This is a genomic window from Enterobacter sp. UPMP2052 (genome assembly GCF_053709675.1).
Window position 1 is genome coordinate 1800212 of record NZ_JBSKJR010000001.1, and the last position, 13385, is coordinate 1813596.

Sequence of the window (13385 nt, forward strand, 5' to 3'; positions counted from 1 at the left end):
CTGCCTGTACGGCAGTGAACGGCTGTAGACGTCCTGCCAGAACCACGTTTTATTTCTAAGCTGCCTGTACGGCAGTGAACCCTGCGGGCTTACATCATGGCCTGCCGCCTGCTTTCTAAGCTGCCTGTACGGCAGTGAACTAGCTCGCCATCTTGGAACCACTGCGCAATCATTTCTAAGCTGCCTGTACGGCAGTGAACCAGTCAATCATGACGACTAACGAACCGTCAATTTTCTAAGCTGCCTGTACGGCAGTGAACCCCGACAAACTGATTGTCGGCGTGAGGATCGGTTTCTAAGCTGCCTGTACGGCAGTGAACTCACACAATCTACACCTATCTCATTGTAAAATAAATCTTATCCCCTCACATTCTTCTGCACACCCTTTTTCCAGGCACCTCCACCGCTCCATGAAAAATCAACAACTTACACATGCTCTAAAAAAAAGGGTTTTCACCCGCACTGGTGTGGTAGTTCCCCATGAACAACACCCACCACGCTCCCGCAAATCGCTGTGCGCAACGGGGGATTTAACGGGCAATGCGCCGACTTTCTTCTAAGCTTGTAAGCGATATCACAAAAAGGAGAAGGACACCCATGAAACAAACCGTGGCTGCTTACATAGCGAAAACCCTTGAACAGGCTGGCGTAAAACGTATCTGGGGCGTCACCGGCGATTCCCTGAACGGACTCAGCGACAGCCTCAATAAGATGAAAACCATCGAATGGATGCCGACCCGCCATGAGGAGGTTGCCGCCTTTGCCGCAGGCGCAGAAGCGCAGCTTACGGGTGAACTGGCGGTCTGTGCGGGATCGTGCGGGCCGGGTAACCTGCATCTTATTAACGGCCTGTTCGACTGCCACCGTAACCATGTTCCGGTGCTGGCGATTGCCGCCCATATCCCGTCGAGCGAAATCGGCAGCGGCTATTTTCAGGAGACGCATCCGCAGGAGCTGTTCCGTGAATGCAGCCACTACTGTGAGCTGGTTTCATCCCCGGAGCAGATCCCGCAGGTGCTGGCGATTGCAATGCGCAAAGCCGTGCTGAACCGCGGCGTTTCGGTGGTGGTGTTGCCTGGCGACGTGGCGCTCAAGGCCGCGCCGGAGGGTGCCAGCAGCCACTGGTATCACGCGCCGCAGCCGGTGGTCACCCCTGCCGAAGAGGAGCTGAAAAAGCTGGCGCAACTGCTGCGCTACTCCAGCAACATCGCCCTGATGTGCGGCAGCGGCTGTGCGGGTGCGCACCAGGAGCTGCTGGCGTTTGCTGAAAAGCTTAAAGCGCCGATTGTTCACGCCCTGCGCGGCAAAGAGCACGTCGAGTACGACAACCCGTTCGACGTCGGCATGACCGGGCTGATCGGCTTTTCCGGCGGCTTTCACACCATGATGAACGCCGATACGCTGGTGCTGCTCGGCACCCAGTTCCCGTACCGCGCGTTTTACCCGACGGATGCAAAAATCATCCAGATTGACATCAACCCGGGCAGCATCGGGTCGCACTGTAAGGTCGATATGGCGCTGATAGGCGATATTAAGTCCACGCTTAGCGCCCTGCTGCCGCTTCTGGAAGAGAAAACCGACCGTAAATTCCTCGACAAAGCGCTGAGCGACTACCGCGATGCGCGCAAGGATCTGGACGACCTCGCGAAGCCAAGCGACAAGGCAATTCACCCGCAGTATCTGGCTCAGCAGATCAGCCGCTTCGCGGACGATGACGCCATCTTCACCTGCGACGTCGGCACGCCGACCGTCTGGGCAGCACGCTATCTGAAGATGAACGGCAGACGCCGCCTGCTCGGCTCGTTCAACCACGGCTCGATGGCAAACGCCATGCCGCAGGCGCTGGGCGCGAAGGCTACCGCACCGGAACGTCAGGTGGTGGCGATGTGCGGCGACGGCGGCTTTAGCATGCTGATGGGGGATTTCCTGTCAGTGGTGCAAATGAAGCTCCCGCTCAAAATCGTGGTCTTCAACAACAGCGTGCTGGGCTTCGTGGCGATGGAGATGAAGGCTGGCGGCTACCTGACGGACGGCACCGACCTGCACGACACCAACTTTGCCCGCATCGCCGAAGCCTGCGGCATCACCGGCATCCGCGTGGAGAAAGCCTCAGAGGTTGATGAAGCCCTGCAGCGCGCGTTCTCCATCGACGGTCCGGTGCTGGTGGACGTCGTCGTCGCCAAAGACGAGCTGGCGATCCCACCGGAGATCAAGCTGGAGCAGGCCAAAGGCTTTAGCCTCTATATGCTGCGCGCCATTATCAGCGGACGCGGTGACGAGGTGATGGAACTGGCAAAAACCAACTGGCTCAGGTAAAACATCTCACATTACCTTTTTAACTATAGGGATGTGAGATGATTGATTTACGCAGTGATACCGTCACCCGGCCGAGCCGCGCCATGCTTGATGCAATGATGGTCGCCCCGGTCGGGGATGACGTCTACGGTGATGATCCGACGGTTAACGAACTGCAGCGCTATGCCGCAGAGCTGAGCGGTAAAGAGGCGGCGCTGTTCCTGCCGACCGGAACCCAGGCCAACCTGGTGGCGCTGCTCAGCCACTGCGAGCGCGGCGAAGAGTACATTGTCGGCCAGGGTGCGCATAACTATCTGTACGAAGCCGGCGGCGCAGCGGTGCTCGGCAGCATTCAGCCGCAGCCGATTGACGCCGCGCCGGACGGCTCCCTTCCCCTGGATAAAGTCGCTGCGAAAATCAAAGCCGACGACATCCACTTTGCCCGTACTAAGCTGCTGAGCCTCGAAAATACCCATAACGGCAAAGTCCTGCCGCGCGAATACCTGAAAGCGGCGTGGGAATTTACCCGCGAGCGCGGGCTGGGCCTGCACGTTGACGGCGCGCGCATTTTCAACGCGGTGGTCGAGTACGGCTGCGAGCTGAAAGCCATCACTCAATATTGTGACTCGTTCACCATTTGCCTCTCGAAGGGATTAGGCACGCCGGTTGGCTCGCTGCTGGTCGGCAGCGCGGATTACATCAAGCGTGCGAATCGCTGGCGCAAAATGACCGGCGGCGGAATGCGCCAGGCCGGGATCCTGGCGGCAGCCGGGCTGTATGCGCTGAACAACAACGTTGCACGCCTGAAGGACGACCACGAGAACGCCGCGTGGATGGCGGCACAGCTGCGTGAGATTGGCGCGGACGTCATGCGCCACGACACTAACATGCTGTTTGTCCGCGTGGGCGGCGAGCACGCTGCGGCGCTGGGTGAATTTATGAAGGCGCGTGGCGTGCTGATCAACGCCTCACCGGTGGTACGCCTGGTCATGCATCTCGACGTCAACCGCGAGCAGCTCACGGACGTGGTCAAACACTGGCAGGCGTTTTTACAGCGTTAATTAAGGAGAGCAACGTGCCACAACGTATTCTGGTGCTCGGCGCCAGCGGTTATATCGGCCAGCATCTGACCGTCGCGTTAAGCCAGCAGGGGCATCAGGTGCTGGCGGTGGCACGCAGCGTTGAGCGCCTGCAAAAGCAAAACCTGCCCGGCGTCACCTGCCACAGCGTCGACCTGACCTGGCCGAAAGAGCTGCCCGCGCTGCTGGAAGGGGTCGATACGCTTTATTACCTGGTTCACAGCATGGGCGAAGGCGGCGACTTCATCGCTCACGAGCGCCAGGTGGCGATGAACGTTCGCGACGCCCTGCTGCAAACGCCGGTAAAACAGGTGATTTTTTTAAGCTCGCTGCAGGCCCCGGAAAGCGAGCAGTCCGACCATCTTCGCGCCCGCCAGCTGACGGCAGAGACCCTGCGCAGCGCCGCCATCCCGGTCACCGAACTGCGCGCCGGGATCATCGTCGGTGCCGGTTCTGCCGCCTTCGAAGTGATGCGCGACATGGTCTATAACCTTCCGATCCTGACGCCGCCACGCTGGGTGCGCTCGCGCACCACCCCCATCGCGCTGGAGAACCTGCTGCACTATCTGGTTGCACTGCTGGACCATCCGGGCGAGCAGCATCGTGTGCTGGAAGCCGCAGGCCCGGAGGTGCTGAGCTATCAGGAGCAGTTCGAGCATTTTATGCGCGTAAGCGGACGCCGCCGCTGGCTGGTGCCGATCCCCTTCCCGACCCGCTGGATCTCGGTGTGGTTTTTAAACGTCATCACCTCCGTGCCGCCAACCACCGCGAAAGCGCTGATTCAGGGGCTGAAACACGATCTGTTAGCCGACGATCGCGCGCTACGCGCCCTCATCCCGCAGGATCTGATCCGCTTTGACGACGCCGTGCGCCACACCCTGAAAGAGGAAGAGAAGCTGGTCAACTCCAGCGACTGGGGCTACGACGCGCAGGCCTTTGCCCGCTGGCGCCCCGAGTACGGTTACTACCCGAAGCAGGCCGGCTTTACCGTCACAACCCAGGCGAGCCTGGCATCGCTGTGGGAAACCATCAACCAGATTGGCGGCAAAGAGCGCTATTTCTTCGGCAATATTCTCTGGCAAACGCGGGGCGCGCTGGATCTGCTGGTCGGTCATCGGCTGGCGAAAGGCCGCCCGGCGCATCCCTGGCTTAAGGTGGGGGATACGGTCGACAGCTGGAAGGTGATTATCGTTGAGCCTGAAAAGCAGCTGGCGCTGCTGTTTGGCATGAAAGCGCCGGGGCTTGGGCGGCTCTGCTTTACGCTGAAAGACAAGGGCGATCGCCGTGAACTCGACGTCCGTGCCTGGTGGCATCCGCACGGTATGCCGGGGCTGTTCTACTGGCTGTTTATGATCCCGGCGCACCTGTTTATCTTCCGCGGCATGGCGAAGCGCATTGCGCAAATTGCAGAAGCAAAGCGGGAAAAGATCTAAATAAAACGCTTATTCTTTCACGTTTCCCATTGCATACGACCGTAATTCACGAAAGAATGCGCACGAAATTCTTTTCAACACAGTGGATTGATATGAAGGTACTGGTGACCGGGGCGACCAGCGGCTTAGGCCGAAATGCGGTCGAATTTCTGCGCAACAAAGGCATCAGCGTCAGGGCGACCGGTCGCAATGAAGCGATGGGCAAGCTGCTGCAAAAAATGGGCGCTGAATTTGTCCATGCCGACCTGACGGAGCTGGTCTCCTCTCAGGCCAAAGTGATGCTGGCCGGTATTGATACGCTGTGGCACTGCTCCAGTTTTACCTCCCCGTGGGGAACGCAGGAAGCGTTCGACCTCGCCAACGTGCGCGCCACGCGCCGTCTGGGTGAATGGGCCGTCGCCTGGGGCGTGCGTAACTTCATTCATATCTCTTCCCCGTCACTCTATTTTGATTATCATCACCACCGCCATATTCAGGAAGATTTCCGTCCGGCGCGCTTTGCCTGTGAATTTGCCCGCAGCAAGGCTGCCAGCGAAGAGGTGATCGACCTGCTGGCGCAGTCAAACCCGCATACCCGCTTTACCGTCCTGCGTCCGCAGAGCCTTTTCGGGCCGCACGACAAGGTGTTTATCCCGCGACTGGCGCAGATGATGCACCACTATGGCAGCGTGCTGCTCCCGCGCGGGGGCGATGCGCTGGTAGACATGACCTACTATGAAAACGCCGTCCACGCCATGTGGCTGGCCAGCCAGCCTGACTGCGATAAGCTGGTGTCAGGCCGGGCCTATAACATCACCAACGGCGAACCGCAAACGCTGCGCAGCATTGTTCAGCGCCTGATCGATGAGCTAAACATCCACTGCCGCATTCGCTCGGTGCCGTATCCGATGCTGGATATGATCGCCCGCAGCATGGAACGCTTTGGCAATAAATCGGCCAGAGAGCCGGCGCTGACGCACTATGGCGTATCGAAGCTGAACTTTGATTTTACGCTGGATATTTCCCGCGCCGAGCGTGAACTGGGCTATAAGCCGGTGGTGTCGCTGGATGAAGGGATTGTGCGTACAGCGGCGTGGCTACGGGATCACGGGAAACTGCACCGCTAGCCGGATAGGCCAAAATACACATATTGCGGCCTGATGCCCTCACCCCAGCCCCCATGCACGAACCCGTAGGCCGGGTAAGGCGAAGCCGCCACCCGGCAAAATACAGCGCATTGCGGCCTGATGCCCTCACCCCTGCCCTCATTCACGAACCCGTAGGCCGGGTAAGGCGAAGCCGCCACCCGGCAAAATACGGCGCATTGCGGCCTGATTCCCTCCCCCCTGCCCTCATGCACGTACCCGTAGGCCGGGTAAGGCGAAGCCGCCACCCGGCAAAATACAGCGCATTGCGGCCTGATTTCCTCACCCTCTCCCACAGGGAAAGATGTCAAAATAAAATAACATAAGAAATTCGTGACAGAATACAGAATCATGCAATGAATGATTCTTCAAGCGTGCATTATGACAGATATGATTATAATGATGAATAACTGGAAGCCCTTTTGAAAATGGGAAAGTAAGTTGAAAGAAATAATGGACAACAATTAATTATACATTACATTCACCAGTTTAATTATTTAAAGCCACCTATCTATCTAAATAATATGAAGGTGGCTTTTTTACTATTTACAAGAATTGAGAGCGTGATCACTTTAAACAAAGCGAAACGTATAAGATGATCAACGTATCAAATCACAGGAAAATATTATGTATTACAGTAACTTTATTATTAAAAAAATAGGAACCGACAAAGAATTAGCCTTAAGATTAGATAAAGCTATGGCTGGTGTCAAGGATGGCTTTATTGATTATTTGGGTAATCTTGGTGATGGTGCAACAAGAGCACTTTATTACACTTCTTGCTTTACAGAAAAATATAAAGATGTTTGTAAACGGCTTGGAAATGAAGATAAGCGTTTTATGCTAGGTTTGTATGAACTTTATAAGCATAGAAATATAATTTTTAGGATGATATTAATTTATGTTCAGACATTGCTTAAGAATAAAGATGAAAGTGAACGAAACATTATTCTTAGAAAAGTTGTGCCGCCTACAACACACTATTCAGTTATGCAAACTTCAAGACTTGCACTAGTCTATTCTGTTGTAAGATATATTTGCTACGGGAGTAAAATCAATGGAGTAATACAAAGTGCATTGATGAAAAAAATTGGTGGCCTTACATCAGGGGGGTTAATAGCATTAAGCACATACGGTACGGTTCAACATGCTGCTGATAGTGCGCATAATTTAAAATATTTTCTGCCGCTGTACTATAATGCTCTTTACACTGAAAACCTTGAAATGATGTACTTTTTAATAGAACCATTAGTCTTAGATGTTGGTTATATAAATATAAGCACAGCATCTAATGCTGAAATAATTAATGCATTAAAACGAATGACTGGCCTATGAATAAGATATTAAAAGAAATATTTAGGCTTATCTTTGATGATTTAATACTACAATTGAAAACGTACTTAACGATTTTAGTTATAATTTTATTATCATATATACCTGTAAAATATATTGATAATCCTGCTATTACTATTGGCGTAGTCGGAATTATAATTGTTACCGTTCTATATTTTTCATTTTTTTATGAGAGAAAAAAATAAATGTCTATACCAGCACATATCTGGCTTACCGATGAAAATAATTCACCTTTAATTGGTGAATGCTTAATGCCGACACGATTGGGTTCCACTGAGCTTAAATGATTCAATCATTCCGTATGGATACCTGCCGATCATAATACAGGGAAACTTACTGGAACACGACTTCATGTTCCTGTCACATTTGAAAAAGAAATTGATCGCCTCACACCAATTTTATTTCGGGGTTTATGCCAGGGTAGGATCTTTAAAGAGGCGATAATCAAAATGTACAGGATTAATGACGCAGGGATAGAGGTGGAATATTTTAATATAACCCTGGAGAATGTGAAAATCACAAAGATTTCTCCCGTTTTATTTCCATTTGGGATCGCAAGTAAACATATGGAAGAAATTGAGATCCGTTATGAATCAATTGAATGGAAATACACCGACGGAAATATACTGTACAAGGATTCGTGGAACGAAAGAGTGACAGCATAAAATTAAAAACGGCAACCCGAAGGTTGCCGTTTGTGATTACAGAGCCGTCCAGGCGTCGGACCATGCCAGGCCTGCACCTGGTTCATAGTACGTCGGAGAGTTGTTACACCAGCCGCTGTACGGGAACGGTTTGCACTGGAACAGTTTACCGTGGTTGTTCACGATATCCCCTTCCTTGTACTTATCGTTCGCACTCCAGCCTGGGTAAGAACCGGACGTGCCTTCATCAGATGGCGTCGCCGCTTTCGCTTTCACGTTCAGCAGGTAAGACGTGGTGCTGCTCAGCTCACCGTCGCTCACGGTCAGGCTAACTTCATACTGCTTCGCCGTCGCCGCTTCTGGCGCAGTAAAGGTCACTACGGCTTTGTCATCACCGGTCACGGTCTGGCCATCCTGGGAGCGCCAGGTGTAGGTCAGTTTGTTACCGTCTTCATCGGTGGACCCTTCCGCGCTCAGGGAAACCTGCGCACCGGCTTCTACCGCACCGATTGGGCCAGCAATCTGCGCGACAGGCGCGTGATTGACAACCGCCGGGGTGGTGTCTTCAGATGGCGTGGTATCGTCGGATGGCGCTGGCGTCACGTCTTCAGACGGTACTGGAGCAGGCGTCACATCTTCAGATGGCGTCGGCGTTGGTGCTGGCGTCGGCGTTACGCTGCCATCAGCCGGGGTGCCGTCGTCGTTAACGATGTTAACTTTATAGAACTTCTGCACGCACTTGGTGTAGTCGCCCGCTTTGAAGGCGCTGAACGGCGTCTGGTAGCCCACCAGCTGGCACGCGTAGGTTGAGCCGCTTGGCGTATCCGGGCTCCATCCCCAGTCCTGCTCCCAGTATATTTTCAGCGCGCCGGAGCCGCCTTCATCGAACTGTTTCATGTTAGCGCAGCCCAGTACTTCGTTTTCCGGGACCGGCACTTTCAGATAGTTGGCGAACTCTTTGTAGTATTTAATACGGTTCTGCGACTGGGCAATCTCAGTCGGGCCGCCGCACTCAACGCCGCCGTTGATGATCTGCGTGGTCACGCCGAAGCCCGGCACCAGGCCATTAGCTTTATCGTGATCGTTCGGCTGCCATGTTCCGTCGATAACCTGCAGCATGCTTGGTTTTGGCGGCTGTGGATAGGCGAAGAAGAAGATCGCACTCGCCAGGTTCAGCCAGGTGTCCGCCACCAGCTCAGGTTTGTCGAGCAGAGTACGCACGGTGCCGAACATGGATTCGGAGAACGGACCGTAGTTGTAGTTGTAAGACAGCTGCTTCGCGCCGCGGCCAAAGTAGCTCACGAAGTCGCCGTCTTTGTCTTTACCGCATGGCCAGGTCTGACCCTGCCAGACGTCCGGGTTACATTCGCCGTTATAGCCGCCCTTCTGCCCTTCGCTCCAGCCCATCTCACGCACGTAGACCAGCGCCTGACGCCATTCGGCTTCCGGACGCCAGCTTTCGTGACCGCCGGTTTCCTGCGCGAAGTGAGCAAACATGGTCGCCAGCTCTTTACGGCAGATGGCGTCGCTGTCGCGGCCATCATTGTAGGTATCGCACAGCGCCGGGAATTTACCCACGGCCTTCAGGAAGTTGCTGTAGCTATACTCTTTGGCGCGCAGTGGGAACAGGTATTCCCAGTCGCTCTCTTTGAGAATGCTTTCAACGCGCTTCACATTAGCAGGGTTAGTGGCTTTACCCGGTTCAATCTGCTCCACCAGGCTGTTATCCAGGGTGCGGATGGTCGCTTTCACCGACTGCATCAGGGGAAAGTTGGTCAGTTCCTGCTCTTTTTTTGCCAGGTCGCTGGCTTTGATGGTGTATGGCTCGCTGCTGGTTTCCTGCAGCATCGTTGCCTGAGCCATGAATGGAGCAATACATGCCCCAGCAACCAGTACGCTCAGTAATGTCCTTTTGGTCATCTTAAATAGTCCTGTTTATTTTCAGCAACAATGAGAATTACATTTCCGGCTTATGTATTAGTCCTTTAATAAATAAACCTAGAGATGCGGTCTTTTTCACTTTTTGAAACGCGCCTGACGGCACGCTTCAAAAAATAAAAATCAATCCTGATAATATCGGCTCGCTTTAATCTGCTGATATTTACGCCACACTTTATGGGCATAGATCATGCGCTGCGGATAGTTCTCTTTTTTAAGCCCGGCGTTATAGGCTCCAACGGCTTCCCAGTTATATCCGTACACTTTGATCATGCCGGACAAAATGGATGCGCCGACCATAATCGAGGTACAAGGCTCAGCCATCAGGCGTCGCTCATCTATACCGCGGCGTTCAAGTTCACTAAAGTGCGAGCTGTTTATTTGCATCAACCCCACATCGCGGGTTCCGTCATGATTTTTGCCGACGGCGTAGGGATTCATTCCCGATTCAACTTTTGCGATGGCGTATAATAAATAGGGATCGACGTGATAATGATGTGCAGCGGTATCCCAGCAGTTCGCAAATACACTTTGGCTAAAAATCATCAACAACAATATTAGGCGTTTCATTATTTCACTCGCTTGATATGTACTCTCTTCTCCTTGCGCGTACCTGCTAACTTTAAAGAACTGGCTGCACCCAACGCGGGAACAGCCAGTCATTGCGGGCGAACGTCACGCCCGCAATTTAAGGCTCAGAAGATTATTTGCAGTCTGTTGCTGCGCCTTCTTTCACCCATACATCGCTGTTGCCTGGTTTGTCGCCCTGCGTCCACCATTTCGCACGGTATACAGAACCCTGGTAGGTAGTGGTTTCGCCGCCGTTATAAACGACTTCCGCACGCCAGTTGAACTTCACGTTACTGACCAGTTCCCAGGCTTCTGAACCGAAGCCAGGTTTGTCGCCCTGAGTCCAGTACTTCGCTTTCCAGACCAGGTTGTCAGAACTGACGGTATCGCCGCCGTTGTACACGGTGCTTGCGCTCCATGCTGCATATTTGCTGGCATTGGCATCAACAGGTGCATCACAGCTGCCGGTTGCGGAACCTTCGTCTGCCGGGGTCGTCCCTTCATCTGCTGGCGTAGTACCTTCATCAGATGGGGTCGTCCCTTCGTCAGCTGGGGTGGTGCCTTCGTCAGACGGGTTAGTATCTTCATCCGCCGGAGCCGGAGCGGCTTTAGGCGTTACGGTTACCTGGACGTTTGACTGCACGCTGGTTTTGCCGTCAGAGACGACAACGCTCAGGGTGTAAGACGATTCGGAGCTCACTTCTGGCGCGGTGATAGTGGCGTTCGCGGTGTCGGTACCGGTCGCGTTCATATCAGCCGGAATGCTCCAGGAGTAGGTCAGTGCATCGCCGTCCGGATCCGCAGCCTGAGCGTGCAGGGACAGAGACTGGCCCGCTTCCAGGGTCACGTTTTCCATCTGGTTGATCACCGGTGCCTGGTTCGCTTTAGGCGCTTTGTTCACAACCTGAACGTCAGCAGTACTGGTCAGGCCTTTCGGATCTTTCACCGTCAGGCGGAAGGCCATGGACTGGTTGCTGGTCACCGCAGGGACGTTGAAGGTCGCTTTCTTGCTGGTGCTGTTGGTCAGCGTGACCGTAGAACCAGAAATCTGGGTCCATTTGTAGGTCAGCGCATCGCCGTCCGGATCGGTGGAGGCAGAGCCGTCCAGCGTCACGGTTGCCGGGCCTGTCACGGTCACGTCAGACGCAGAAGCCACTGGCGCATGGTTGGTCACCACAGGTTCATCGGAACCGGAAGAGCTGCCCAGCAGGCTTTCGTTCATGGCGTTCAGGATGTCGCCGTTATCAGATTCGATGGACCATGCGAACAGGCCGCCGAGATCTTTGTTCAGGACATACTTACCTTTAGCGTTAACGGAACGCGCGTCATCGTACGTCACCAGCTCGCCGGTAGACTTGTTGAACAGGTATGGCGCTTCAGCGGTAGTATCATATTTGTACTCCCAGCCTGGTTTGCCCTTCATGTCGTTTACGATGTTGCGGTAGTCAACGATGCCGTTTTCCCACGTGCCTTTGATTGCGCCGGTTGCAGTGCCGGTGAACGGATTGTCGCCGGTGTAACCGTGAACGCCCGTCCAGCCGCGGCCATACATTGCAGCACCCACCACGATCTTGCCTGGCTGTACGCCCTGCGCCAGCATCGCTTTAACCGCGTTGTCGGTGGTGTACGCTGTGTCAGGCTTGTAGGACGGTGCATACAGCGCCGTCTGGTGGCCCAGGTCGGTGTTGCTCCACGCGCCGTAGAAGTCGTAGCTCATCAGGAAGATGTAGTCCATGTACTGCTGAGCAGCTTTGTAGTCTACGTCTTCAATTTTGTCCCAGCCGGAGCCGATAGCAGAGGTCAGCTCGTACTGACGACCGGTTTCAGCGGAGAGGCCGTTCAGCATCTGGCGCAGATCGTGCATCAGCAGGGTGTAGGTCTCTTTATCAACCTGTGGGTTGCCGAGGGTCGCGTTCTCACCGCCGCCGCCCGGGAATTCCCAGTCGATATCCACGCCGTCGTAGAATTTCCAGGTCTGCAGGAATTCTTTAACGGAGCCAACGAAGCGGTCACGCAGCACTTTGTCGTGCAGCTGGAAGAACGGGTCAGAAAGCGTCCAGCCACCGATGGATGGCAGAATCTTCAGGCCCGGATGCGCTTTTTTCAGCGCCATCATCTGACCGTAGGTCCCTTTGTACGGGTCGTCCCAGTTGGTCACGCCTTTCTGTGGCATCTGCAGCGCAGCCCACGGATCGTGGATCGCCACGGTGTAGTCCTGGCGGCCAGCACACGCGCGCTTCAGGGATTCCAGGGCACCGGAGGAGGCCGCGCTGGCGTTGATGTTGTCGCCACACATTGGGATGAAGCCGTAAATGATGTGGTTCAGGTTATCAACCGGGATTTTATCAACCGGGAAACCGCGATCGTATACGCCCCACTCAGGGAAGTAGGCGGCAACCACTTTGTTAGTGTGGGTGGCGAAGGCTTTGTTGTTTTCCTGCAGCGTCGTGGTAAGCGGCAGCAGGTGGGCACCGTCGGTATCCGCAACGATGATCAACTTGCTGGCGCTTTTGGTGCAACCGCTGTCGTTACAGAGTTCAACCTGCTCCTGATAACGGCCGCCTTTTTTCACTTTAAAGGTCGCAGAGCCTGCAGTGCTGCCTGCACCGGTCCAGACGGTTTTGCCGTCCAGCAGAACTTTCGCGGAGGTAGGCGCATCGCCGCTCCAGACGTTCCACTCAACTTTCACGTCTACGCCGTCTTTGTGGACTTTAAGCAGGCTGTTGTAGTCCTGTGCGGCCTGGTCGACTTCAACCAGCGCAAATTTGTCGTTGCCGCTGGTAAGAGACGGTGTGCCCGGAGCAGCTGCAAATACTGAGCTTGTTGCGGCAGCAACAAAGAGCGCCAGATATTTAGGCTTCAAAAATTTCATTTTTATTTCCTGATAAATTCATTCGTGAACGTAATTCACCATGTCTTCCTTAAAACATGGCATACTTTATTTACAAC

The 13385-nt window shown here is 54.2% G+C and carries 8 protein-coding genes, 1 pseudogene and 1 CRISPR repeat array (1 of these 10 cut by a window edge); of the genes and pseudogenes, 6 read left to right on the forward strand and 3 right to left on the reverse strand.

Translation table 11 applies throughout. The features are described from left to right. Nucleotides 1-320: a CRISPR direct-repeat array (repeat unit 28 nt; unit sequence TTTCTAAGCTGCCTGTACGGCAGTGAAC) (it extends 1210 nt beyond the left edge of the window). Between the two features lie 277 nt (nt 321-597). The 6 genes and pseudogenes from poxB to ACWKX3_RS08385 all read left to right on the forward strand — a co-directional run bounded on the left by poxB (nt 598) and on the right by ACWKX3_RS08385 (nt 7949). Then, nucleotides 598-2316: a ubiquinone-dependent pyruvate dehydrogenase gene (gene poxB / locus ACWKX3_RS08360; protein WP_454541584.1), complete on the forward strand. Its 1719-nt coding sequence runs from the start codon at nt 598-600 to the stop codon at nt 2314-2316. A 38-nt stretch (nt 2317-2354) separates the two neighbouring features. Further along, nucleotides 2355-3356, forward strand: a complete 1002-nt coding sequence (gene ltaE, locus ACWKX3_RS08365) for a low-specificity L-threonine aldolase (protein ID WP_454541585.1) — start codon at nt 2355-2357, stop codon at nt 3354-3356. 14 nt (nt 3357-3370) lie between these two features. Further along, entirely contained in the window at nt 3371-4807 is a 1437-nt protein-coding gene (locus tag ACWKX3_RS08370) for an SDR family oxidoreductase (protein WP_058609254.1), read from the forward strand. Nucleotides 4808-4899: 92 nt separating this feature from the next. Beyond that, nucleotides 4900-5913 (forward strand): NAD-dependent epimerase/dehydratase family protein, encoded by a 1014-nt coding sequence (locus tag ACWKX3_RS08375; protein WP_042320495.1) that lies wholly within the window; start codon nt 4900-4902, stop codon nt 5911-5913. A gap of 645 nt (nt 5914-6558) precedes the next feature. Then, nucleotides 6559-7266: a hypothetical protein gene (locus ACWKX3_RS08380; protein ID WP_006174365.1), complete on the forward strand. Its 708-nt coding sequence runs from the start codon at nt 6559-6561 to the stop codon at nt 7264-7266. A gap of 203 nt (nt 7267-7469) precedes the next feature. Further along, nucleotides 7470-7949: pseudogene (locus ACWKX3_RS08385) on the forward strand (Hcp family type VI secretion system effector). Between the two features lie 36 nt (nt 7950-7985). On the opposite strand, the gene ACWKX3_RS08390 reads toward ACWKX3_RS08385, so the two are convergent. The 3 genes from ACWKX3_RS08390 to ACWKX3_RS08400 form a co-directional block, all read right to left on the reverse strand. Further along, a complete protein-coding gene (locus ACWKX3_RS08390) occupies nt 7986-9848 on the reverse strand; it encodes a glycoside hydrolase family 19 protein (protein ID WP_088207590.1) in 1863 nt (620 codons plus the stop codon). 141 nt (nt 9849-9989) lie between these two features. After that, a complete protein-coding gene (gene iagB, locus ACWKX3_RS08395; protein ID WP_042319413.1) occupies nt 9990-10436 on the reverse strand; it encodes a type III secretion system invasion protein IagB in 447 nt (148 codons plus the stop codon). Nucleotides 10437-10569: 133 nt separating this feature from the next. Beyond that, nucleotides 10570-13308 carry a glycosyl hydrolase family 18 protein gene (locus tag ACWKX3_RS08400; RefSeq protein WP_006174358.1) on the reverse strand — a complete coding sequence of 913 codons (2739 nt, stop codon included), beginning with the start codon at nt 13306-13308 and terminating at the stop codon, nt 10570-10572. Nucleotides 13309-13385 lie beyond the last annotated feature (77 nt).